A 24,366-nucleotide genomic window follows, 5' to 3' on the forward strand; every position below is an offset into this window, starting at 1 on the left:
ATTCGCGCCAACGCCCAGAAGGTGGGGATGAAGCCCGTTATCCATCCCCATCCCAGCCGGAAGCAGCCTCCTCCTCTGGACCGCACCCTCTATCGGCTTCGCTACCGGGTGGAGTGCTTCTTCCACGACCTCAAACGCTTTCGCGCCGCGGCCACCCGTTACGACAAGACAGCGACCTGCTACCTCGCCGTCCTGCACGTCGCCTCCATGCTTCTCTGGCTGCGTTAATCAGGGACAGCCCCTAGGGCAGCATGGTGATGCGATTGAGCGCGGGGGCGGGCAAGGGGCTCGCCTGGCTGCTGTGTGCCTTCAGGTATGCCTCCAGCGCGTCGCTGTCCACGGCGCCACCCAGCCGGTTCGTCCCCTCGGCGAACCCCTGGAAGCCATCACCCCCACTCGCGATGTAGTTGTTCGCGGTGACGCGGTAGTTCGCCGCCGGGTCCACCGTCACGCCGTTGATCCGGATAGACGCCGGGTCGACGCGGCTTCCGACGGGCGCCGACGCGCTGAACGCATAGGTGAAGCCCGCCGACGGAAGCAGCATGAGGGTGGCTCCCGACGGCCGCCACTGCTGCTCCAGCAGTTGCTCGATTTGCGCGCCCGTCAGCGTCAGGGTGACCAGGCTGTTGCCGAACGGCTGCGTGGTGAAGGCCTCGCCGTAGGTGACCTCGCCCTGGGCGATGTCCGCGCGCATGCCGCCCGGGTTCATGAAGGCCACCTGCGCCCCACCCAGGTTCGCGGGCTTCGTCGCCTCCAGCTGCGAGTCCGCGATGACGAAGCCCAGGGTGGACTGGCCCACGGAGTCCGACTGTGTCCTGAGCGTCTGCGACACCCAGCCGATGACCCGGTTGGCCCTCGGCGTGACGAGTTCCTGGTACTTCGTCACCAGCTCCTTCACCGCGCCGACCTCCTGCACGTCGCGAGTGACGATGATGTTGTTCGCTCGCGCCTCCACGACGTCGCCCGTCGCCTTGCTCAACGTCAGGTCGATGTCCGTGACGAGCCGCCCCATCGACGAGGCACTCGTGACGACCTTGCCATCGATGACGCAGTTGTAGGCCTGATGCGTGTGGCCGCTGACGATGACATCCACCGCGTCGTTGAGGCCCTTGGCCACGCCCACGATGGCACCTGAGATGAGGCCGTCCGCACCCGCGCCCTTGCATTCGTTCACCAGCGAGCCCGAGGTCGGAATTCCGCCCTGGTGCACCACCACGATGATGGCTTCGATGCCCTGCCGCCGCAGCTCCGGCACCAGCGCGTTCACCGTCTGCACTTCGTCCTTGAAGGTGAGCCCCGCCACGCCCGTGGGCGTGACGCTTTCCGGCGTGGCCTCCAACGTCATGCCGATGAAGGCCACCTTCACGCCCTCGAACTCGCGCACGTCGTAGCGGGGGAACAGCGTGCGGTCCACGCTCGTGGCCACGTTGGCCGCCAGGAACTTGAACTTCGCTCCCGGGAAGCCATCCCCGTCCAGGCAGCCATCCACCGGGTGGCAGCCGCCCGACTGCATGCGCAACAACTCCGTGCTGCCCTCGTCGAACTCGTGGTTGCCCACCGCGACCAGGTCCAGGCCAATCAGGTTCATCGCCTCGACGGTGGGCTCGTCGTGGAAGAGCCCCGACAGCAGCGGGGAGGCGCCGATGAGGTCTCCCGCCGCGACCACCACCGTGTTCGGATTGGCGGCCCGCAGGGCCGCGATGTGCCGGGCGAAGTACGTCACGCCGCCCGCGTTCACCCGCACCGGTCCACCGTCGGGGGCCACGCCCGTCAGAATCTGGCCCGTGGGCTCCTCGAGCTGCCCGTGGAAGTCATTGAACGCAAGCACCTGCACGCTCACCGTGGTGGGACCCGAGTCGGGAGTCCCCGCGTCGAATCTCCCCGCGTCGGGCGTCCCCGCGTCCGTGCCGGAATCCGGGGGCGGCAGCTGGACGGAATGCTGCTCACAGCGCTTGTCCTCGCAGATCCACTCCGTGTTCGAAGCCGGCAGTCCCTTGTCTTCACGGCAGTCGGCGGCGTCCTGGCACTCGTCACCTCCGCAGCCGCCCTGGGCGAAGAGGAACATGCCGGTGACGAACGCTCCGGCGAGCAGGAAGACGCTGGGACGCGCTTCCAGAAGTGACGAGCGCGGTGTGGCTTGTGGCATCGACGGAACTCCACCGAACAGGGAGGGAGAACCTACTCTGGTTCGTGGACGATGGCGCGACTTCATGGCGGCACGGTGAAGCTCGCGCCCCGACTTCGTCTCGACACGGGTCTGCGGCTGCCGCCCGTACTCATGGCGCGGATGGCGGCGCTTCGTTGCCACACAGCAGCAACTCCGCGGGACCTCCGGTGCGACCCACCAGGACGGCCACCTGACCGTGCGCGCGGCCTCCCTGCTCCACATGCTCTCCGACGACTTGTCGAGCTGAGAGAAGTCTGCGGGGGCTCGACGCGTACTCACTCCCTGTTGTTCGCCGTGCTAGCGACCCTGCATGGATTCGACCCTGTCAAAGAGGGGCGCCAGCGCGCGTTCCATGGCGTTGGCGGTCGCATCGCCGCTCTGGTTGGTGATGATGAACACCCCCAACTGATACTTCGGCACGAGGTAGAGATAGCATTGCGCGCGAGGCACGCCGCCGTGATGCACGTAGTGGGTACCCAACTGGCTGCTCTGGCCGATGTTCCAGAAATAGCCAATGCTGAAGTCCTCCGCGAAGCGCACCAGCGGCTTGTGTGACTCTGTCACCGCGGGATGGTTGCTCAACTGCAAGCGCAAGTACTTCACCATCTCCGGCATCGTCGCCTTCAAGGCTCCCGCCGCGCCCCAGGGCAGGAGTGGCATCGGCGTGGTGCCGACCGGGTTGTCGCTGTGGTAGCCAGGAGCCAAGCGGTTGGCGTCCTGGGCACGCAGGCGCAGCCACGTGTCGTGCATACCTGCTTCCCGCGCCAGGAACTCCGCGAGCAACGACTCGTAGGGAGCCCCGTGGATCTTCTCCAGGGTGTGCGCGACCAACTCGGTGCCGGCGCTCGAGTAAGCATAGTCCTTGCCGAGCGGGCCCTTGATGCTGACGGTGTGCAGGTCCTGCCAGAACTGCGGCTGCCCGTAGTCCGCATAGGCGGCATTGAGCTTTGCCGGAGTGGCATGCGCAGTGAAGTCCCTCAACACCTCATTCACTTGAAGTGGCAACATCCCCGGCATGCCGCTGGTGTGTGTGACCAGATGGCGCAGACGGATCGGCCCGCCGTCTGACTGAAGGTTCGGATAGGCGGACGGCAGATACTTTTGTATCGGGTCGTCGAGGGTCGCCTTGCCTTCGAGGACAGCGTTTGCCAACAGCAGGCCGACGAAGGTCTTGCTGACCGACCCTATCTCATAGAGGGTCGAATCATCGGGCGGATTGGACTTGCCGGTCTCCAGCTCACCCCGATGCAGGATGAACTCCTCGCCGCGATAGACCACTGCGATCGACGTTGCGTGCAGCAGTCGTGACTGCAGCAGGGTCGTCGCGGCTTGGTTCATTGCCGTGGGGATATCGCGAGCGGGTGCAGGGCCCGTCGTCTTGCAAGCGGCCAGCACCAGCATCATTCCAGCAATGGCTACGGAGAGTTTGTTCATCAGGCGCATCGTCCAAAGGGGTTGGGCACTCTCGCACGCCCCCCAGGTCGGAGCCAGACACGCGAGGCCCCATGCCCAACAGCAGGGCCACTTCGCGCGCACCCGTCCCCATTCGGTGCAACCGCACCAACTCGCTCAACCTGTCCATGTCGACTCTCCGGTAGCTCATCCTCCACCTCCCAGCCGCGTTTCTTCCAACTGTCTTCAGCGTGGAACGGACCGCCGTCCCGATTGCTCCAGCTCAAGGTCCGCTTGGCCGACCCCAGGGCGATCCGCTTGGCCGACCCCGCTACGAACAGCTTGGGTGACCCGCCTGCGATCCATTACCCCGGTCCGTTACAGCCGCTGGCGGCGCTTCCTGGCGGACCGCCTGTGCCTACCCAAACTTCGGTCGCGGAGTCATGCGGACGTCAAAAGCGAGTGAGCGCGACGCGTAGGGGACCAGCCATCGAGCGCCTGTAGCGGCGAAGGGAGAGGTGGAGCACCGGGGGGCGGCAACGGGGCGTACCAGTCTGCTGCTGCGCGCGGCCTTGGCTCGACACCGCCTACGAAGGCCTGCCCTCGCAGGCCGTGGACCGCTGCCGGGCGGGCCGCGGTTGACCACGGGAGCTCCAGGCCAAGGCCCTCGCGCATCCCAGGTCCCGCGCTCGCCTCGAAGCATGCGATTTTCACCTACCTCAGCGCGTCGCCCGCGAACTCACGCGCGTCGCCGCCACACACTCCTTGTGAAGCGGGCGTCGCGAGGATCAACACCCTGGATGGGAGGTCACCCACCGTGTAGTTTGCGGACATTCAATCGGCCCCCGATGGAAGGGCTTGCCCCTACCCCTCTTTGAGAACACTGGATATCACTCGGTTTTCGGCCCGCAGAGAGTTTGAGTCCTCTCAGAGAAACACAGAGAACGAGTTCGCGCAGGGCCTCACTCGGGGAGCAAAAAAAGAAGGCCCTGCCCTAAACCGGCAGGGCCTTTTTGCTTTTCCACGGCCCTCGCGATGAACATCGCGGGGCCTTCGTGCTCAAGCCCCTGAAGCACAGACGATTTTGGCTCGCGGTGCTGATGAGGGCGCTCTCGGCTCTCTCTACCCCGTAGAGCGGGATGCCCCCCTGTTCTCCGCCGCCGGTTGGCCTCCTGAGAGCGCCGTGATGCTTGCGGCAGTCGAGGCAGTGGCACACGCCGACGCGGCACGGCCGTCCCGACGCGACGATGCGGACGCTGCCGCACAGGCAGCCGCCGGTGAAGCACTCGGATCATTCCACGCTCATCCCGCTTTGCGACGGAAGTGGAGCGCCTGCACGCCGGACTTGAACCGCTGCGTCGAGAGGAGCTCGAGATGCCGCGCGCTCGACAGGCCATGAAACAACGTCGGCCCGCGGCCACTGATGATGGGATGAACGACGAGGCGGTACTCGTCGATGAGCCCCAACTCCTCGAGCGCAGCCGCGAGCTTGGGCGCTCCGACGAGGACACCCCGCTCGGTCTTCGCTTTCAGCGCCGAGATCGCCTCGCGAAGGTCACCCTCCACCTTGATCGTGTTCTGCCACGGAAAGTCGCTCCGCGAGCCTGACACGACGTACTTCGCCTTCGCCTCGAGCTTCTGTGCCCACTCGCGCATCGCGCGCGGCGCCTTTTCGTCGCGTGCCACCGCGGGCCAGGCTCCCTCCATCAGCTCGTAGGTGTTGCGCCCGAAGAGCATCGCCCCGCTCTGCTCCATGAGCTGCGTCCAATAGTCGTGCAGCTCGTCGTCCACGATCCCCTGGGTGTGATCGATGCACCCGTCCAAAGTCACATTGAGACCGAAAGTGAGGAGGCCCATGGCGTGGGATTCTACGAAAAGCGCGCCCAGCGCGCAGCAGCCCGAGCCATCGACGCAATGCCCCATCCCCGGTGGGTATCGGCGCGCAGAAACTCGATACCCTCCAATCCATCACCCGGATCTGCTGCGCACCGCGCGCAGAAACCAGACCCCATCGCGGGCGATACTCCACGCGATTCGTCGAACGGGTACGGACTTCCAGCAGCAGGCAGCGACCGCTGTCTGGCAGGAGCGCCGCCGGCATCGGCATCGAACCACCCGTTCATCGTGTTCGCCTCGGCTGCTCGGCCGGGATGACCACGCCCTGGGGGCGAGAGCAGGCAGGACGCAGTGTCGTACACGGATGGATTCAAGTCCCAGAGGGTGAAGCGGAGTTACGCGCGGCCATGAGTCGCGCCGTCCAATCTCAGCGGAGGGCCTTCTCCAGCTCCTCGCGGCTGAAGTCCCTGGAGAGGTTGTTCGGGTCCCAGAGGGCGGCCAGCTCGACGATGGCCGGCAGCAGGGCCTGGATGCGGTCCTTGAGCCTGGCGCGCACGTGCTCCTTGAACCGCTGGTTCTTCATGCGGGCCAGCTCGCGCACCTCTTCCGGGACGCGGTTGACCAGGTCGTCGAGGGGACGCAGGCCCCGCTCGAGCGCGCTGTCAACCTCGCTCTGGAGGTTGCCCGGCAGGGCCTTGAGCCTGCCGGTGGCGTCCTTGCGAGTGATTTCCTCGATGTGCTGACGGAAGAGGTAGGACTCCGCGAGCTGCTCGATGGTCTCGCTGCCCAGGGACTGGACGAAGATGCCCTTGAACTTGTCGCGGAACTTGTTGTCGAGCTCCTCGGTGAGCCTCCAGTCGGTGTCGATGGCCGAGCACACCTTGTCCTTGAAGCTGGAGGCCTCGCTTCGCTGGGCCGAGCTGGGCACGCGTGAGGCCCAGTCGGAGAGGTAGCCCTTGGCCTGGTCGAGCATGACCTTCGCCTTCCCCAGGTCGTTCTTGTCACGGTACGTGTCGACCTCCGCCCGCGTCGCGTTGAAGAGCAGCAGGACGCTGCCCTTCTCCGCCTGCACCAGGCTTTGGTAGGCCGACACCAGGTTGCGGTAGTGGCCTTTCTGCACCTGGTAGACTTCGGAGCCACCCTGCACGGCGTCCAGCAGGTTGCGGTCGATTTCGTCGGGGATGTCGACATCGAACAGCGAGGCGACGAGCTTGGCCAGATCCACGCCCTTGCCGCCCAGGAGCTTGTCATCGAACTTGAGGGCCACGTCGAGCGACTTCGCGGTGGCGCGCGAGACGCCCTCGCTGGTGCGCTTGAGCACGCCCGGGGCGAGCTCGTCGACGATGGACTGCGCCATCCGTGAGACTTGCTGCACCACCTGACGCTGGTCGTTCTCGAAGATGACGTCCTTGGACAGCAGGAAGGTCCACTTGTCCCACAGCTCGCCCAGCATCTTGTTGAGCAGGTCCTGGTGGACGAGCAGGTCGTCGTGGAGCTGGGGCGTCTGCACCTTGGCCAGGGAGTCGAAGAAGGCCATCTCGTGCTCCAGCGCCTGGTACCAGAAGAACTGGAGGGCGGGCGAGAGCATGTTGTCCTTGGCGGCATCACCAAAGGCGCGGCTGATGTCGGCCGTGGCCGTGGCGCAGCGCTCCTGCCACTTGCGCTGCGTCCCCAGATTGCCGGCGCTGGTGCGCTCGCTGGCGTCGAGCATGGCCGAGAGGGCTTGATCGGCCGCGTTTCCAACCTTCACGATGGCGTCGCTCAAAGCCCGCTTCACCGTGTCGGGGGCGCCCTCCGCGGCGCGGTTCAACCGTTCGTTGAGTTCAGAGACGCGGCTTGAATACCAGCCCATGGAGTGCTCCTTACAGGCTCTGCTCGCTGGTGATGCGCCAGGGGCCACCGTTGCGGCGTTGGACCGTCCAGCGCCGACGCACGTCGACTGAGTTGAAGGTGCGGGTCTGGCCTTCGAAGAGGCCGACGTGGTCCAGCTCCAACTCGACCTCCTCGACGCGCGGCAGGCCCGGGGCCTCGTCGCCCCGGATGACGACCCGCACCTCGCCAATCCAGCGCACCCGCGCGTCGAGCACCTTGTCGAGGATGAGGCGCCGCGCGCGCACCCACTCGCTGTCGCGGCCGTTCCAGGTCCACACCGGGTAGTAGATGGGCCGGTCGGCGTCTGGCACGGCGCGCCAGTCCGCGAAGAGGCCGTTCCAGGTCTCCTGGTCACCGCGCTTCACGGCCGAAATCATCGCGGTGAGGACCTCGCGCGGGCTCGCGTCGTCGGCCGGAACGCCAAAGCTCTCCTGGCTGAGCGTCTCCTCTCCGGCGAAGCGCGGTGCGCCCTCGCTCGGGTCGCTGACATCGACGCAGACCACGCCGCCGACCAGAGCGGCGACGGGCTCCACCTCCAGGCCGGCGGCGGTGCGGCCCGAGCCCGCGAGCAGGCGGGGATCCGGAAGGATGCGGCCGAGCACGGCGATGTCGAGCCTCACCGACGGGGCAACGCGCTTCTGGTAGCGCTGCATGGCGGAGAAGACCTTGTTCATGGCCGGGGTGGTGGCGGGGCAGAAGACCCAGGCGCCGGACTGGTTCCAGGCCAGGTAGCCCTTACCTATGTCGACCAGCCACTCCCGTTGCGTCAGCGTCGGCAGTGAGACCAGCTTGCCGGTCACCGCCGAGCGGTCACCCCGGAAGGGGTCGACGACGGGGAAGGCGCCAAGTGTCTCCCCTGCACGCGCCTCCAGCAGGACCTTCCACGCCGCCGCGGCCTGGAGGCCGATGGCCTTCACCTGCTCCTCGCCCCGGGTGCGGAACTCAAGGGCATCCGCCGGGAGCGTGACGAGGTCTCCATCGAGACAGGCACGCACCGTCTCCCAGTCCTCGCGCATCGCCGTCGCGAAGGGGCCGGGATGATGCTCGACGAGGAAGTCGACGCGGGCCTTGTGTCCGAGGTGATTCGCGAGCTCCGCGCGCGTCCCTCGCGAGGTGCGCCAGGCGCCGAAGGAGCTATCGAGCAGGCGCTCCCAGTCGAAGACGCGCTTCTCGAGCCATGACATCCAGGCTTCGTCGAAGCCGTCGCGACCCATGCGCTCGGGTCCTCCCGGTCCGATGATCTGCCGCGTCGTATCGGCGATGCTCCAGGTGCGTTCATGGAGCAGGGCGCCGCTGAACTCGTGCTCCTCCCAGCCCTCGCCGGGCTCGCGCCGGCGAACGATTCGCACCTGGACCTTGTCACCCTCCTTTCGCCCCTGTTTGTCCCAGGTCTGGTTCTCGGCGTACTGGCCGAGCATGAAGGGCACGGTGCGCTGCGTGGTGGCCAGGTCGGGTGGCTTGACGACAGGCTGCCCGTCGATGGCGATGACCCGGTCGCCCACGCGCAGTCCCGAACCGCGGAAGCCGCTGTCCCAGGAGATCCACGCCACGTGGAGGTGGGGCGTCAGGGCGTCGAAGCGCGCGTCGAGCTTGAGGCCGCTGCGCAGGCCATCTTGGAGGTATTCCTTCTCGGCGCCACGTGGGTTCATGAAGGCGTTCCTGCCCTGAATCCCCGCCCCCTGCGGAGATGAGGCGTCATTCTCTATCTCGCGGGCCTCGGCGCTTCAAGGAAGGGGGACGCCGGAGCACCTTCGCCCGCTGTGCCTACCCAAAAATCGGCCGCTGCGTCATGAGTGCGTCAAAGATGCGTCAAAACGCGCGTCATGACGTGAGCGATTCGCATGACGAGCCGTGGGGCCTCCCTTCCAGTTGATAGAGGTCGGAATTACGCCCGGCGCAGACGCCTCAACACCTCACTCTGCCTGCGTGTGGACACTCCCTGCCCTTCCTGCGAACGCAGGTAGGCTGAGTGCAGCACGTGCGGGTCTACGAGGGTGTTGTTGGAAGGACCGAGACTCTACGCAGCGCGGCGCTCGTACCGGTGGTGGAGCCCGAAGACTTCCCGTAGCTCTATCACTTTGGCTCCGCGCTCCGGGCCCTGCACCTCACGCGTCTCGGGCGCATCCTTCCCGAGCGACAGGTGCGTCCGGCTCGCGTTGTAGTAGCGCTGGTACTCGCGCAGCAGGCGCCGAGCGTGGGCTTCGTTCAGGACGACGACAGGGTCCAGCAGCTCCCTACGTATCGAGCCGATGACTCTCTCCGCATAGGGATTCTGCCACGGACACCGTGCTGCACTCGGCACCTCGCGAATCCCCAAATGGGTAAGGGTGGCGCGAACGCCCTCGGAGTGGAGCTTGTCCCTATCTCGATGCAAGTACCTTGGAGCACTGGCCCAGGGAAAGCCCTCTCGCACCTGCTGCTTCGTCCATTCTTCCGTCGGGTGCGCTGTCACATTGAGGTGGAGGATTCGCCTGTCCCGGTGGCTCACAACCACAAATCCCAACAACACTCCAAACGTCGCAGTCGGAATGACAAAGAAGTCCATCCCCGCGGACTCCGCCAGATGCAAGCGCAAGAAGTTCCGCCATGTTGGTGATGGTTTCGGCGCTCCCCTTCTCGGTCTGGACATGTAACGAGCGACCGTTGTCTGACCTACCTCCATCCCCAACTTCAGCAACTCCCCGTGAATGCGCGGGGCACCCCACGTCGGGTTGGCATCGGCCATGCGCCGAATCAATGCGCGCGGTTCCGGAGTTGCCCGAGGCCGCCCCACCCGGCTCCGGGACTTCCAGCGCCAGAAGAGCCGAAAGCCCATCCGATGCCACTTCACCACAGTCGCCGGCTGAACCAGGCACAGTGGCCTGCGCCAACCCTGCCAGAGACGCTGGAGAACGACCCAGAAGACCCGGTCACGCCGGGCAAGCCTCGGGGTCCGAACGGCTCCGCAGGACCGAGCGCATCGACTCGACCAGCGCCTTCAAGAAGACCCGCATTTTGCCATTCCTGCCGACCGTAGCTGGCAGGTCAGAACTCGGCCACGCCCTGTCACGCGCCGCCTGGCGCAATATAGACAGCCCCGCACGCTCACCCACTTTCACCCCGTCTGTCTCCCATGCATTGGGTCCCTGAACTCATGGGGGCCATTCAAAGGACCGTGCATGAAATGACGCGTTCGCTAACGCACGCGTGGCACTGGACCCGAATTTCCGGTAGCCACAACGGCTGGCTGCTGTTCGGCGTCGTCGTGCGGTTGGGGTAGTCGTTCGTGGTGCCATCGCCCCGCTGGCCATAGAGGTTCTGTCCAAGGGTCCAGACGCGGCCCTGGACGTCGAGCGCGACGCTCTGGAAACCGCCGCCCGCCACGTCCTTGAAACGCAGCTCCGCGGGCAGGGCGATGTCGACGGGCGGGACCTGGTTGTACGGATTGGCGTGGCCGACGCCGAGCTGTCCGGCGCGGTTGGAGCCGATGCCCAACACCCGACCGTTCACCAGGTAGAACAACTGGTACTCGGCGCTGGCGATGCGGGTCAGCCCCGCGAGGCTGTCACCCGCGTCGGTGGCCCCCCCCGCGTCGGGCGGGCCCGCATCCTGAGTCCCCGCGTCGGGCGGGCCCGAATCAGCGGACGACGCGGAGCACCCCATGAGGACCACGGCGAGCGTGACGAAGAGCGTACGAAAGTGACATGTGGCTCTTGTCACTTAATTGCCGCAACGAAGGGAAGTCAGGTGGGGTGGACTCCGTCTGGATAGAGACGCTCGGGTGCGAGCGCGCGGATGTCCCGCACGTAGGACTCGAACCAATCGAGGAAGGTGTCGAACACGTGGCTGGGAGCGTGCCCTCGCTGTTCCCAGACGAAGCGGCGCGTGTCCTGGAAGCAGGCCCAGGCCAGCTCTCCCATGTGATTGAGCACGAGGGTGGGGGCCTTCAGGTCACCGCCGCTCGTGGCGATGCACCACTGGATGTCCCGGGGCAACAGGTAGGCCGCCGCGAAGGGGACCAGATGCGACGTGGTGATAGGGCGGTTGTCAAGGGTGACGCCCGACGGAATCCGCACCAGGGCGAGGGACTCCAGCACTTCGTCCGGTGAGTACACGCGGAAGTTGGCGGGCAGCGCCGTCCACACCGCTTGCTCGCCCTCCTCGGCGCGCGGCACCTCGACACGCGCGAAGGCGTGCAGCCGCCAGAACTCGCGCAGCCCGGGGGCAAGCGCGGAGCCTCCCGCTGGAGGTGGGCCCCCCAGGAGCTCCGGGAGCAGCTCCAGGTCTTCTTCCGACACGGGCGGGCCCAGCACGAGCCTTCCTCCAAATCCCTTCGCCCACTGCTCGACATCCGCCAATAGCGCCCGGTAGCGGGGCTGCACTGATTGCTCACTCATGCTCGCGAGCTTACCTGTCAGAGGGGAGACCTGAGGGTAGCCCAGTTCCGTGGCTCTCTCACACTTCGTGTGGTTCCCCTCGAAGGCGAAAGGGAGACACGGCGAGCTGCCGACCAGACTCATCCAGCAGGGAGGTCTGGTCTTGGGTCTGTCGTCATCCACGCCCCAGTGACGCTCCCCTCGGAGAGCGAGCGGCAGAACGGCCATTCGCGCAGCTTCCTCCTCGGGACACCCTCCACACAAAGTGCGGGAGCGCCACGAGAACGGATCAAGCCCACCCGGGCGAAGGCTCAGTACGGCTTCTTCCGGGTGTAGTTCTCGCCCAGGCGACAGACGCTCTCGAACATCGCGTGCGTCTTGCGCTGGGTGAGGATGACGATGGCCCGCTCCTGCTCCGTCAAGGGCCGGCCCTCGGCCTTGGCCGTCGCGTCGATGGTGTCCAGGAGCCCGTAGAGCGCGAAGACCTCGTTGTCGCCGGTGAAGAGCTCCCGGCGCATGTCCTCGGTCTGCTGGATGAACTCGTCCTCGCTCACTCTCTCGGAGTCGTCTGCCCACAGACACTTGTGCATGGAGTCCACCCCGGGGATGAACAGGCCCGTGGCCCAGTCCAGCTTGAGGATCTGTAGGCCCCCGTCCTCGAGCGGCACCCACTTCACGGTGCGGTTGCCGACGATGAAGTACCGCGTCGAGTCGTCCCCCCTCTTCGAATCCGTCATGTCCCCCCTCGTCGGGTTCCAGCCTCTCGCGTCGGGGCGGCGGGGAGGCCGTCTCCGCCTACCGCGCCTCGAGACGCGAGCGGCTGAGCCTAACCCCAAACTCGGTCGCTGCGTCACAGGGGCATCAAGGCGCGTGCGCGGCGCGCGGGACTGTTGAGTTCCTGCGCCGACGAGGCGTAGGCGGGGTCGCCAACGGCACAGGGCAACATTGAGGCTTGGGTTCCTGCTGTCCGCTACCCGTGAGAACTTCCGAAACCCTGCTGCGGTCGAGAGACTGCGTCCCAAGCCGCGTCAGTTCGTTCCAACCACGGCGCAGGGGTACCCTCGACCTGCCGACAGTGGAACAGCCCGCGATATCGCCGCTGGCGGCATAACGTTCCGCACAGGGCCAACAGCGCGGGCCTCAAGCAAGGCCCCCCATCGGAAGGTGGGAGCGTGAAGGCCATGAGGAATTGGCGTCTGTTCTTTTCCCTTCGGCACGGAGCCTTGCCTGCGTAGGGCGCCATCGAAACGCGTCCGCGGATCCACGGGACGGCTACCTCTTCGGCTCCGTGATCAATGTGCGGTGAATCCGCCATCGACCGGCAGGCAGACGCCGACCACGAAACTCGCGCCCGGACTGCACAGCCACAACACGGCGGCTGCAACCTCGTCAGCCCGACCGAGCCGTCCAATCGACTGCTCCTTCAAGATCCCCTCCATCGCGTCTGCCTGGCCCTTCAGCATGTCCTGCACCATCGGCGTGTCGATGGTACCGGGGCAGACCGCGTTGATGCGGATGCCGCGTGGCGCGTACTCAACGCCCGCGCTCTTGGTCATGCCGAGCACGGCGTGCTTGGAGCCATGGTACGCCGCGCGCTGCGGGAGTCCGACCAGGCCGCCCAGCGACGAGTTGTTCACAACCGTGCCAGTCCCCTGCTTACGCATGACGCGCAGCTCGTGCTTCATGCTCGCCCAAACACCGAACTGGTTGACCGCCGTAACACGATGAAAATTCTCCGCCGACTCCTCCGCGGCGTCACTCGGGGGGACCTGAATGCCAGCATTGTTGAACGCCATGTCGAGCCGGCCATACTCCGTCACTGCCCGATCGACCGCGGCGGCGACCTGCGCCTCGTCGGTGACGTCACAGGCCACACCGATGGCGATACCGCCTTCTTCGACGATCTTCGCTGCTTCCTTCGCGGCAAGATCCCCATCACGATCTGCCAGCACTACAGATGCTCCGCTCTGTGCGAAGGCTCGCGCCGTGGCGAGGCCCATTCCCATTGCAGCGCCGGTCACCAGGGCCACCTGCCCCTTGAAGTCATACGTCGGATTCATGTCTCATTCTCCAGATTGATATTGAAATACAGACCGAGAGGGAGGCCCTCGCGAACCTGCGGCCGCACGGCTACCAGGCGTAGGCTTCGGGCGCCTGGACTCCCGGCCCCGGCCAGATTCCATCCAGCCTCGTCATCGTTTCGCTGCCTTCCGGACTCAACATGTGCCCAACGCCCTTGATGCAAAAGGGCCCAGAAATGGATGCCTTGGTAACCTGAACTTGACAATCAAGGCCGCACGCGCCGAAGCAAGGGCATGGACGACATCCCGTTCACGCAGCTCCAGGCATTCCTGGCGGTCGCCCGCGCCAACAGCTTCATCGGCGCCGCTCGCGAGCTCAGCATCTCGCGCTCGGCTGTTAGCCAGTCCGTGCAGCAGCTCGAGGAGCGCCTGCGGGTGGTACTCGTTCAGCGCACGACGCGGAGCGTCTCTCTTACGGACGCTGGGCGCCGCCTCGTCGAACGTGTCGGCCCCGTTTTTGCCCAGACCGCCGCCGCGCTCGCGGAGGTCTCCGCGAAGCCCGGTGAGGTCGTCGGGCGACTCCGGCTCTCAGTGCCGCATGCGGCGGTGTCGCTCATCCTTGAACCCGTGCTGCCAACGTTCCGCGAGAGATACCCTCGTGTCGAGATCGAGCTCGTTCTCGACGAGCGCTTCGTGGACATCGTCGCAGGCGGCTACGACGCCGGCGTTCGCCTCAGCGAGAGCATTGAGCGTGACATGGTGCAAGTGCGACTCACAGAGCCGTTCCGCTTCGTCGTGGTCGGCTCACCCGGCTACCTGGCCAGGCACGGCCGTCCGCGGCGCCCCGAGGACCTGCTCAAGCATGAGTGCATCACGTTCCGGTCGCCGACAACTGGCGCGCTGTACGCGTGGGAACTGGAGCGGGGTCGCAAGTCCTGGCGCGTTCCGGTGCGCGGCGGCATTGCAACCAACGACGGACTCCTGTGCTCGACGCTTGCGAAGCGAGGGCTCGGCCTCGCGTACTCGCCGGAAGCCTGGATTCGCGATGAATTGCGTCGGGGAGAACTCGAGGTCGTGCTCGAAGAGTATGCCCCTGGTGTGCCGGGGTACTTTCTCTACTATCCAAGTCGCAACCAGCAGTCGGCGCCCCTGCGCCTCTTCGTGGAAACCGCGAAGGGACTGCTGTTGGGGCGGTAACTGTCGGACAGGTTGGCCGAGCCCGCTGCTCAGGCCATTACCAATCCACGATCATTGGCACCTTGCTCTCCCGTGAGTCCATGAGAGCAGCGCGGAGGCTTTCGGCCGCGGCCTCAGCTCTTGCGAATCCCGAGGAACGACCACCAACATGGAGATGACGCTGGCGCGGCGAGCAGGCGCCGCCGGGCCGCCGAATGGCTGACCTTCAGGGAGATGCCTGGCACCTTCCGGTCCGATGATGGAGTACGGGACACCGCTCTCCCACGCGGAGCGCATCGCCGGCGTGATGAAATCGCCGACGATGTAGCAACTGATGGGCATGCTCATGAAGTCGATTGCCATGAAGGCCTTGGATACTAGCCGAGGCGCTCTCGGCCAGGGCGAATGGGACATCCCGGAAGGAACCGACACGTCAAAGCGGATGGCTGACACGTCATTCCCCGGGCAAAGCCGCCTCCTGTCGAAGGCCCTGGGAGTCATTCCCGCCATTTGAAGTGCTGGCACATCCCCTGCATTTCCCACCGAGTCGTTTCCACGCCGAACCGGAGGAACCCCATGTCCACCCTCACCCCTGTCCTCAATCTCTGTCAGAAAGCCTTTCTCCTCACCCGGGAATCCAACCGGGTGGGTGACATGCAAGGCGATACCCGGACGCTGGCCAAGGCCCTGCAAACCCAGTTGAGCTCCTTCCTGGCCCTGCCGGACGTCCAGAAAGCCATGGGGGGACAATGGTCGCTGGTGTGGGGGCCGGCGGTCTTCGAGACCCAGGAGAGCGCGACGAGCTACGCGGACAATGTGATGTACGTCGCGGCGAGCCCTGACCAGTCCACCTATGTCGTCGCCATCGCGGGGACCAACATGCATTCCGACTACGACAAGGACCAGGAGGACAACGGCGTCAACACCACGAAGCTCTGGACGGATGCGTTCCCAGGCCTGCCGTCCTACGGCGTGCCCCTGGGCATCAACCCCTGGCCCGTTGTCTCGACGGGGACCGCGTTGGGGGTCAACAACCTGCTGGGCATGACCGACACGCTGACGACCCAGAAGAGCCTGCTGGACTTCCTGCGCTCGCTCAGCGGGACCAAGACCCAGACGCTCATCTTCGGTGGCCACAGCCTGGGCGGCGCGCTGGCGCCGACGCTCGCCCTGGCCCTGTTCAATCCCTCGGGTGGGCCCCTCCACACCAGGGACTGGAACCATGTCCACGTGCTCCCCGTGGCCGGCCCCACGCCTGGCAACAAGGGCCTCTCCGAGTTCTTCCAGAAGGTGTTCCCGCCGGTCGGCACGGACGCGTTCCAGCCCCCCAACGCCTGGAACCAGAACATCTGGAACAGACTCGACGCCGTGCCACACGCATGGGTCGTCGACATGCTCAAGCGGATTCCCACCCTCTATCCCGCGAAGTGGGAAGGTGACCAGGTGCCCTCGGACATCACGAAGGCGGTCAACGGCGCGGTCCTGGCCTCGAACCTTGGCGGCGCCCTGCCCGGCCCCTACACGCAGCTCCCCAACATCCAGGCGCAGGGCACCCTCCATGGCCCCATGCCCATCACGACCGAAGAGCAGTTCTTCGCCCAGGTCGCGTACCAGCACCTGGATGCCTACGAGATCCTCTTCGAGGTCCAGTCCCTGGTCTCCGAAGGCACCCGGTCCGCGCTCCAGAAGAACCTCAAGCGGTGGTGGGACTCCCTGCCGAGAATGGCGCCCCGGGACGCGACCCGCGCCGCGTCCGGGAGCTGACGGGTCCCACCGCGGAACCTGCGAAACCTGGACTCAGGGCGCTTCGCTGTCCGGCGGCACCTGGAGCGCCAACTCCTGGCAGCTCGCGGGCATCAGGCCCTTCGCCATGGCACTCTGGCGATACTGTCTGCGGAGCTTCAAGCTTCGACTTTCCGAACCCCCACCCTCGTGATTGGGCTCATCAAGCGCCTGATCGAGCGAGCAACCGTACACCTCACCTTCGACCCGGTGGGGCATGGAGGGCGAGTCCCCCGTCCGCGGCGAATGTGGCGCGCACGTCGGCAGCGTCTCCTTCAGGCTCCACCGGGTGTACTGCCGCGACACCAACTCCAAGCGAGGCGGGATGTACTCGCTGCGGAACTGATACTCAAAGCGCGTCACGGTACGCATCATGGGCACGTGACCGCATTTCTGACGGTGCTCGAAGCGCGTCACCATTCGCGTGCGCGGCACGGAGCGGGTCGTCTTCGAGGACGGGTCATAGTGACTTTCGTAGTAGGTCTCCGAGACGGTGCGTGGCTCCGTGACGGACTGACATTGGAACTGGCTTTCAAAAACAGTCTTTGTGACAGGAACCATGTGATGCCGCATCTCGGTACGCCCCGGCGTACTTTGAAGCATCCGGCCAGTCTCAACTGAAGACTCCGGCACGATCTCCGTCCGGCACTCCACCGGCTCCCCATCCTGGTCACTCGCCAGCACGATGTGCACGTCGCTGACGTAGCGCCCCCCTGCGGCTTCCGCGCGTTTCATGAAGTCGAGCAGCAACTGGGTACCATCCTGCCTGGCACCGAAGGCAACCGACAGCTTCCACGGCTTGAAGCCGGAGGCCGCGGCCTCTTCCCTCGTTGTCAGGGTCACCCCGTTCGCCTGGTACCCCTGAGGCGTATGCATGCACCCAGCAGCAACGAGAAACACCCACGCAAAGCTCGCAACCCGTCTCAAGAGACCACCCCCTCCTATCGACCGCGCGTGCTTCATAGCAGAAGACCGGACTGACACGGAGTGGATGGCAGCCCCCCGCCTTCAGGCCGTGGGGACCGTCCCGCCATCGATGACGAACTCCGTCCCCGTCACCGAGCCCGCGCGCGGAGATGCGACGAAGGCGATGAGGTCGGCCACCTCGCGAGGTTTCACCGGACGCCCGATGGGAATGCCACCCAGCGACTGCATGATGATCTGCTTGCCGCCCTCGTAGTCAGTGCCCGTCTGCTTCGCCAGGCGCTCGGCGAGGTGCACGGCGGCCTCTGTCTCGACCCACCCTGGCGAGACGCGCACCACGCGCACGCCTTTGGGAGTCACCTCTTTCGACAGCGCCTTGCTGTACGTGGAGAGCGCCGCCTTCGCCGCCGCGTACGCCGTCGTGGATTCGGGCAAAGGCAGCTCATGCTGAATCGAGGTGACGTGGACGATGACGCCGGAGCCCTGCGCGAGCATCGCCGGCAACAGCGCGCGGTCGAGCCGCACGGCGGGCATGAGGTTCAGGTTCAGCTCTTTCTGCCATTCGTCATCCGTGAGTGCCGCGAAGCCGCCGCCCGGGGCGGTGGAGCCTCCCAGCACATTCACGAGGATGTCGATGCCACCGAGGCGCGCCATGGCCTGCCGGGCGACCTCAGCGCTGCCCTCCGCCGTCGTCACGTCGGCCGCGACATAGTGGACGTCCTTCGTGTCGCTCGGCACCGTGCGCGCCGTGGCGACGACGCGTACGCCAGCCTCGACCAGCGCCGCGACGACAGCCGCCCCGACGCCTTTGGTCCCGCCCGTGACGAGCGCCCGTCGGCCCTTCAATCCGAGATCGAAGCTCATGAGCCGATCTCCAGGCGCGTGAAGAAGCTCGCGATGGGCGCGGGCAGTTTCAAGGAAGCAGCGTGGTTCGTTGTCATGGCCATCTCAGTAATGGCGCGGTATCTCTTCCACAAGAACGCACGAAAAAGTGGGGTACATACTTTTGGGTAAGCATGACCATCACACGCCCATGACTGCGGCCAGCGGCATCGAGGGCGCCATCCAGATGCTCGAAGGCCGCTGGAAGCTGGTCATCCTCTTCCATCTCTTCGGCGGGAATACGCTGCGTTTCTCCGACCTCGAGCGCGCCATTCCCGCCGTCTCGCAGAAGATGCTCAGCCAGCAGCTCCGGCAGCTGGAGCAGGACGGCATCGTCGCGCGCACCGTGCACGCCCAGGTCCCACCGAAGGTCGAGTACCACCTGACCGACTGGGGCCAGTCCCTATGCCCGGCCCTTGACGAGTTGCTGGCCTGGGCAGAGCGACGGCCCATGCCGGAACGTGAAGAGGAGCCCTCAAAGACATAGGCGTCACTGCTCGAAATGCCGTCGTTCAGCTCAACTCGCCCCCCAGTTGCCCAGAAAGTCGCCCATGGTGAGTCGCACGCCTTGGTTGCGCAAGATGCCGTAGGCGGTGGTCACGTGATAGAAGAAGTGGGGGATCGCGAATGCGATCAGAAACTGGCGGCCACTGGAGCGCATCGAGCCACGGCGGTGCTCGATCACGATCTCTCGCTCGAGGCCGGCTTCGAGGTCGCCTGGCGCGATATCTCGGAGATACGCAATCGTCGCATCGAGCCGCTGGTGTAGATCCGCGAAGCTCTTTGCATCATTCGCGGCTGGCACCCGTGGCGCACCCAGCAACTGCGCGATCGCCAACCTGGCTCCCTCCGCGGCCCAGTGGACTTGAGCGGCAAGCGTGTACATGTGCAGGTCAGCTGGCGCGTCACTCGCAACGCCGCGCATGCGCCCATCCGCAGCGAGTTGCGCATCCAGCAACGCCGCTTCACCGCTGCCACTGGCAGCGGCATGGTCTTCGGCCTTCATCAACTGCGTTTTCAAGTTGGTCAGCCCGCGGACGAACAGACCAGCAGATAGCTCGTAGGCATTCAAAGACATGGCACGTCCTTCACCGCGTCATGCGCCAGCGCCAACCGGTCCCTACCGGCGCGTATTGAGGTGGAGCCCGAAGACCTCTCGTAACTCTATCACCTTGGCTCCGTGCTCCGGGCCCTGCCCCCACAGCGTCCGCTATATCCGCAACGACAATACCTTGGGGGGCAAGGTTGACCATGGCACGTGCGCCGGCTCCAGAACATGGGCCGGCCCTTCAGAGGTACTTCGCGCACTCAGCCCAGTTGGCCATGTAGCACTCACCCTTGTGGATGCGACCTATGTCGTCAGGGCACTGCCCCGGCTCCGAGGACTGCACCTTCACCCAGCACTTCGGGCGCCGCTTCAGGTCGGCGGCAAAGTCGTCGTCTGGCTCTGATGCGATGGATTGCCCCTCCACGGTGCGGCCTCGAAGCACCACCACGGCTGCTGTCCCTCCGGCAAGGAGGACAGCAACTGCAATCGCCAACACCCTCATCCGCTTCATGACGGCTATCGGAGAGTCAGCCCTGCGGCCTCAGGCCCCCGTCACCGGGGCCGGCGTCTCGCCGCGCGGCAGGACGCCCTGCATCACCAGGCTCAGCACCACCACCAGCGCACAGCCGATGACGTTGAACCAGAGGTAGCCCACGTCGGAGAGGAAGAAGAGGACAATCACCGTCGCCTGGGAAATGACGGCCGCCGCGAACACGGCATGGCCGCGCACGCGTTTCACGAAGAAGGCCACCAGGAAGAGGCCCAGCACCGTGCCGTAGAAGATGGAGCCCAGGATGTTGATGGCCTGGATGAGGTTGTCCAGCAGCGAAGCGAAGGTCGCGAAGGCCACCGCGACCAGCCCCCAGAACACGGTGAACAGCTTGGACGCCACCAGGACATGCCGGTCCGAGGCGCCGGGCCGGAACACCCGCCGGTAGAAGTCCACCGTCGTGGTGGTCCCCAACGCCGCCAGCTCGCTGGAGATGGAGCTCATGGCCGCGGACAGGATGACGGCGATGAGCAACCCGAACAGCCCGCTGGGCAACCAGCGCTTCACGAAGGCGATGAAGATGTAGTCCGAGTCCTTCGTCTCCGCGCCCGGAAGCGCGCGCGCCACCATGGCCTTGGCCTCCTTGCGGACCTCGCTCGCCTGCTGCTGCGCGCCCTGGAGCAGCGCCCGTGACGCCTCGCCGGCCGCCACGTCGCCCGACTCGACGGCCGACAGGTAGCGCTCCACCTCCGCGCGCTTGCCGGACTGGACCTGCTCCCACTTCGCTTCAAGCTCGGCGTATTCGGCCGCCTGCGCCGTGCCCTGCACGCGGGTGCGCAGCGCGTCGTTGAAGAGCAGCGGCGGCGTGCTGAACTGGTAGAAGACGAAGACGAGAATCCCGACGAAGAGGATGAAGAACTGCATCGGGATCTTCAGCACGCCGTTGAAGAGCAGCCCCAGCCGGCTCTCGGAGATGGAGCGGCCCGTCAGGTAGCGGCCCACCTGGGACTGGTCCGTGCCGAAGTACGACAGTGACAGGAACAGACCTCCCGTGATGCCGGACCAGAAGTTGTAGCGGTCCTGCATGTCGAAGTCGAAGCTCACCACGTTCATCCGGCCGAACGCGCCGGCGACGTCCACCGCCTTGCCGAACGATATGTGCTCCGGCAGGCGCCAGAGGATGACCGCGGCGGCCACCACCATGCCGCCCATCATCACCACCATCTGCTGCTTCTGCGTCTGGCTCACCGCCCTGGAGCCTCCCGTCACCGTGTAGAGGATGACGAGCGCGCCCATGACGATGACCGTGGGCTCCAGCGGCCAACCGAGGATGGTGGAGAGGATGATGGCCGGCGCGTAGATGGTGATGCCCGCGGCCAGCCCGCGCTGGATGAGGAAGAGAAAGGCGCCCAAGAGCCGCGTCTTCAGGTCGAATCGCGACTCCAGGTACTCGTACGCGGTGATGACGTTCAGCCGGTAGTAGATGGGCACGAAGACAGCGCTGATGATGACCATCGCGATCGGCAGGCCGAAGTAGAACTGCACGAAGCGCATCCCGTCCTCGTAGGCCTGCCCGGGGACGGAGAGGAAGGTGACGGCGCTTGCCTGCGTGGCCATGACGGCCAGGCCAATGGTGGGCCACCGCAGCTCACGGCCTCCACGCATGTACTCGTCGCTGGTGGCCTTTCCTCGGGACTTCCAGAGGCCCCACACCACGATGAACGCAATCGTCCCGCCCAGGACCAGCCAGTCGAGCCCCGTCACGCGTACGCCTCGGTGAGCCCCCAGAACACGGCGACGAACAGCACGAAGGCGCCCAGCACCAGGATGTAGATGTTGCGCCAGGAGCCCAGCAGCGGCGGCGCGTCATCGAGCTCCGGCCGGCGCGCGGGGGCGGCTTCGGCGGGCTCACGAGGGGTCAGTTGGGGAGCGGTGTTCATTGAGAAAGGATGTTGGCCAACAGGCGGTAGGCGCCGGGAACCCCGGCGGGGAGCTGACGGAAGAAGGCGAGGCCCGTGTAGATGAAGGTGCCCTTGCCATGACGAGCGACCAGCAGCGCGCCCTGGAGCGGCGCCTCGCCGGCGTCGTGCATGGCGAAGACGGGCTGATAGCGAGCGTCCCACGACGACGCGAAGTAGAGGCCACGCTCCTGCACCCAGCCCTCGAAGTCCGCGGCCGTCAGCGCATTGGGCGCGCGCAGCAGCGGTTCATTGGCGCGCAGCGGCGTCATCACCGCCGTCTCATCCGTCACCCGGTCGCGGCCAATCTCCAGCGGATAGGGCCCGACGAAGGACGTCAGCGGCCCCACGCGGCTGTTGGTGTTGTACTGCACCACCAGCCGCCCGCCGCCTTCCACGTACTGGAGCAGCCGCTCCCGGTGGACGGCCAGGTGCGTGTTGGCGTTGAAGGCGCGCACGCCCACGAGGATGGCGTCGAAGCGCTCCAGCTTCTCCCGGTCCAGCCGCTCCTCGGGAAGCAGCGTCACCTCGTAGCCCACCGCGCTCAGGCTCTCCGCGACGCGGTCGCCCGGGCCGGGGATGTAGCCAATGCGCTTGCCCTTCATGGCCAACGAGAACGGCACCACCTTGGCCGTGGAGGGCTGGCGCACCGTCAACGGCGGGATGTGGGGATGGGACACGGAGAGGGCACTCCACGACCAGGCGCGGTCCCCCACGTCGACCTCCACGGAGAGGACTCCCTCCTGCGTCGAGCCCGGGGGCGGCGTCACCTGGAAGGTGACGGTGCGCTCGTCTCCGTGTGCCGCGAGCTTGAACTCGATCGACGCGGGCTCCACACGCCAGCCGGGAGGCGCCACCATCCGCACCGTGCCCGGCACCGGGTCCATCCCCGCGGCCAGCACCACCGGCACGGCACGGGATTCGCCGTTGGGGAACATCAGCACGTCCTGCGCCAGCGTGGCGGTAACGGGCGGGACGACCTCGAAGTCACGGTAGAGCTCGCCGCGCACCGGATCCGTCCAGGCGTGGACCACCGGGCGCACCGCGCGGAAGCGCCGGCCCGCGACCTGGTACTCGAACGCCACCGACAGCGCGGGAACGCCCTCCGGCTGGCCGGTTAGCGCGCGGTCCTCGCCCTTGAGCGTGTAGAGCCCTCCGGTGACCGGCTCCCGGAGCCAGTAGGGCGTGGAGATGGGCGCCGTCGCCGGCAGCGTCACCGTGCGCGACAGCTTCAGGGGCACGTTCGCGCCCAGCGCCTTCCCCACGGCCTCGGGTTTCTCGCCGGGCAGCGTCAGCCCCACCCACTCGACGGCGGCGGGCGAGCGGTTCAGCGCCACCACGTCCAGCGCCACGGGCAGCCCCGGGATGCCGGTGGGCGCGGCGGCACGCACCTCCAGGAACAGCCCCGCGCAGTTGGCGATGAGCGCCTCCACCTCACGCAGCTTGGGCGCCTTCCAGGGGTGGGTGTCCGGCAGCGCGGTCAGCGCCTCGTGGACGCGGACGAGCGCGGGCAGGGAGCGGTGGGGGGCACGCGCATCGAAAGACTTCGTCGCGGCGGCCACCGCGCGGGACACGGCCTCCGAGCCCGTCCAACGCTTCCAGGAGAAGTCGAGCCCCTCGAACACGTCGCGCTTCGGAAGCGTCCCCGCCAGCGGCGTGAAGTACTCGGCGCTGGGACCCCGGTCCGCGGCCTGGCCGAAGCCCTGGCTCTTGTGCTGGCTGCGGCTCTCCGCGGCCACCTCGCCCCACGAACGCCCGAGCAACGCGTCGTAGCCGCCCACCTCCAGCTTCACGTAGCGGGACAGGTCCTCACCGGGCTTGAACGACCACGAGGAGGCGTTCTGCAGCAGGCGGTCCGCCTTCCACGGCTTCACCTCGGACAACTGCTCGGGAAAGCGCTTCGGGTCGGCGGCGGCGATGAAGGCCTCCGCCGCCAGCAGCGCGGAGGCCGTGTGGTGGCCGTGGTTCGGCGGCTCCGTGGTGAAGCGGGTGATGATGACGTCCGGCTGGAAGCGCCGGATGGCGAGCACCACATCCGCCAGCACCGCTTCATGTCCCCAGATGCGCAGCGCCTCTTCCGCGCTCTTCGAATAACCGAAGTCCCGCGCCCGCGTGAACAACTGCTCCGCGCCATCCACGCTCCGCGCGGCGAGCAGCTCGTGCGTGCGGATGAGTCCGAGCAGGGCGCCCTGCTCCGTGCCGATGAGGTTCTGCCCACCATCCCCGCGCGTCACGGACAGGTAACCCGTGCGCAGGCCGCGTTCTCCCACCAGCCACGCGAGCAGGCGCGTGTTCTCGTCGTCCGGGTGGGCCGCGACATAGAGCACACTGCCCGTCACTCCGAGCCGCTTCAGGCCCGCCGCGATTTCACCCGCGTGGAGCTGCCGAGCAGGCCGCGCCACCGCCGTCGACCCGAATCCAAGGCTCATGGCCAGCATCATTCCGAGGAGCAGGTTCCGCATC

General features: G+C 66.3%; 21 protein-coding genes. 4 read left to right on the top strand and 17 right to left on the bottom strand.

From position 1 onward, the window contains the following. Window positions 1-228: transposase (locus D7X30_RS22575; RefSeq protein WP_233591717.1), on the top strand; the 228-nt coding region annotated here is incomplete at its 5' end. Between the two features lie 13 nt (window positions 229-241). On the opposite strand, the gene D7X30_RS22580 is transcribed toward D7X30_RS22575, so the two are convergent. The 10 genes from D7X30_RS22580 to D7X30_RS22635 all read right to left on the bottom strand — a co-directional run bounded on the left by D7X30_RS22580 (window position 242) and on the right by D7X30_RS22635 (window position 13,682). Continuing rightward, a complete protein-coding gene (locus D7X30_RS22580) occupies window positions 242-2,146 on the bottom strand; it encodes a bifunctional UDP-sugar hydrolase/5'-nucleotidase (RefSeq protein ID WP_120565015.1) in 1,905 nt (634 codons plus the stop codon). A 318-nt stretch (window positions 2,147-2,464) separates the two neighbouring features. Then, window positions 2,465-3,601: a serine hydrolase gene (locus D7X30_RS22590; protein WP_120565016.1), complete on the bottom strand. Its 1,137-nt coding sequence runs from the start codon at window positions 3,599-3,601 to the stop codon at window positions 2,465-2,467. A gap of 1,260 nt (window positions 3,602-4,861) precedes the next feature. Beyond that, window positions 4,862-5,416, bottom strand: coding sequence for a dihydrofolate reductase family protein (locus tag D7X30_RS22600; RefSeq protein ID WP_120565260.1), 555 nt, complete (start codon window positions 5,414-5,416; stop codon window positions 4,862-4,864). A gap of 406 nt (window positions 5,417-5,822) precedes the next feature. Next, window positions 5,823-7,247, bottom strand: coding sequence for a hypothetical protein (locus D7X30_RS22605; protein ID WP_147443272.1), 1,425 nt, complete (start codon window positions 7,245-7,247; stop codon window positions 5,823-5,825). Window positions 7,248-7,257: 10 nt separating this feature from the next. After that, entirely contained in the window at window positions 7,258-8,916 is a 1,659-nt protein-coding gene (locus tag D7X30_RS22610; RefSeq protein WP_120565018.1) for a hypothetical protein, read from the bottom strand. Window positions 8,917-9,284: 368 nt separating this feature from the next. Further along, complete coding sequence (locus tag D7X30_RS22615) at window positions 9,285-9,812, bottom strand: integrase core domain-containing protein (protein WP_120565261.1); 528 nt, start codon at window positions 9,810-9,812, stop codon at window positions 9,285-9,287. Window positions 9,813-10,411: 599 nt separating this feature from the next. Continuing rightward, complete coding sequence (locus D7X30_RS22620; RefSeq protein ID WP_120565019.1) at window positions 10,412-10,966, bottom strand: hypothetical protein; 555 nt, start codon at window positions 10,964-10,966, stop codon at window positions 10,412-10,414. 23 nt (window positions 10,967-10,989) lie between these two features. After that, the gene (locus D7X30_RS22625) at window positions 10,990-11,643 is read right to left on the bottom strand and encodes a hypothetical protein (RefSeq protein ID WP_120565020.1); all 654 of its coding nucleotides are present in this window, start codon (window positions 11,641-11,643) and stop codon (window positions 10,990-10,992) included. A 290-nt stretch (window positions 11,644-11,933) separates the two neighbouring features. Beyond that, window positions 11,934-12,359: a hypothetical protein gene (locus D7X30_RS22630; protein WP_120565021.1), complete on the bottom strand. Its 426-nt coding sequence runs from the start codon at window positions 12,357-12,359 to the stop codon at window positions 11,934-11,936. 555 nt (window positions 12,360-12,914) lie between these two features. Continuing rightward, on the bottom strand, window positions 12,915-13,682 hold the full coding sequence (locus tag D7X30_RS22635; RefSeq protein ID WP_120565022.1) for a glucose 1-dehydrogenase: 768 nt from the start codon (window positions 13,680-13,682) through the stop codon (window positions 12,915-12,917). Window positions 13,683-13,937: 255 nt separating this feature from the next. Here D7X30_RS22635 and D7X30_RS22640 point away from each other — a divergent pair, with 255 nt between their 5' ends. Together D7X30_RS22640 and D7X30_RS22650 are read left to right on the top strand one after the other, a co-directional pair. Beyond that, window positions 13,938-14,840, top strand: coding sequence for a LysR family transcriptional regulator (locus D7X30_RS22640; RefSeq protein WP_120565023.1), 903 nt, complete (start codon window positions 13,938-13,940; stop codon window positions 14,838-14,840). 633 nt (window positions 14,841-15,473) lie between these two features. Further along, complete coding sequence (locus D7X30_RS22650; protein WP_233591718.1) at window positions 15,474-16,583, top strand: hypothetical protein; 1,110 nt, start codon at window positions 15,474-15,476, stop codon at window positions 16,581-16,583. 33 nt (window positions 16,584-16,616) lie between these two features. Here D7X30_RS22650 and D7X30_RS22655 read toward each other — a convergent pair whose 3' ends face one another. Together D7X30_RS22655 and D7X30_RS22660 are read right to left on the bottom strand one after the other, a co-directional pair. Continuing rightward, window positions 16,617-17,444 carry a hypothetical protein gene (locus D7X30_RS22655; protein ID WP_147443274.1) on the bottom strand — a complete coding sequence of 276 codons (828 nt, stop codon included), beginning with the start codon at window positions 17,442-17,444 and terminating at the stop codon, window positions 16,617-16,619. A 165-nt stretch (window positions 17,445-17,609) separates the two neighbouring features. After that, window positions 17,610-18,389 (bottom strand): SDR family oxidoreductase, encoded by a 780-nt coding sequence (locus tag D7X30_RS22660; protein WP_120565027.1) that lies wholly within the window; start codon window positions 18,387-18,389, stop codon window positions 17,610-17,612. A 169-nt stretch (window positions 18,390-18,558) separates the two neighbouring features. Between D7X30_RS22660 and D7X30_RS22665 the strand changes: the two genes are divergently transcribed. Next, window positions 18,559-18,894, top strand: a complete 336-nt coding sequence (locus D7X30_RS22665; RefSeq protein WP_120565028.1) for a helix-turn-helix domain-containing protein — start codon at window positions 18,559-18,561, stop codon at window positions 18,892-18,894. A 30-nt stretch (window positions 18,895-18,924) separates the two neighbouring features. On the opposite strand, the gene D7X30_RS22670 is transcribed toward D7X30_RS22665, so the two are convergent. From D7X30_RS22670 to D7X30_RS22690, 5 genes are all read right to left on the bottom strand, one after another. Then, on the bottom strand, window positions 18,925-19,485 hold the full coding sequence (locus tag D7X30_RS22670; RefSeq protein WP_120565029.1) for a DUF1993 domain-containing protein: 561 nt from the start codon (window positions 19,483-19,485) through the stop codon (window positions 18,925-18,927). A 211-nt stretch (window positions 19,486-19,696) separates the two neighbouring features. After that, complete coding sequence (locus D7X30_RS22675; protein ID WP_147443275.1) at window positions 19,697-19,903, bottom strand: hypothetical protein; 207 nt, start codon at window positions 19,901-19,903, stop codon at window positions 19,697-19,699. A 93-nt stretch (window positions 19,904-19,996) separates the two neighbouring features. Then, window positions 19,997-21,709, bottom strand: coding sequence for a sodium:solute symporter (locus D7X30_RS22680; RefSeq protein ID WP_120565031.1), 1,713 nt, complete (start codon window positions 21,707-21,709; stop codon window positions 19,997-19,999). Beyond that, window positions 21,706-21,885 carry a hypothetical protein gene (locus D7X30_RS22685; RefSeq protein ID WP_120565032.1) on the bottom strand — a complete coding sequence of 60 codons (180 nt, stop codon included), beginning with the start codon at window positions 21,883-21,885 and terminating at the stop codon, window positions 21,706-21,708. Before D7X30_RS22685 ends, D7X30_RS22680 begins: the two co-directional genes overlap by 4 nt. Beyond that, a complete protein-coding gene (locus tag D7X30_RS22690) occupies window positions 21,882-24,365 on the bottom strand; it encodes a PIG-L family deacetylase (RefSeq protein WP_120565033.1) in 2,484 nt (827 codons plus the stop codon). Before D7X30_RS22690 ends, D7X30_RS22685 begins: the two co-directional genes overlap by 4 nt. Window position 24,366: the final 1 nt, after the last annotated feature.

The organism is Corallococcus sp. AB011P (genome assembly GCF_003611605.1).
Lineage (GTDB): Bacteria > Myxococcota > Myxococcia > Myxococcales > Myxococcaceae > Corallococcus > Corallococcus coralloides.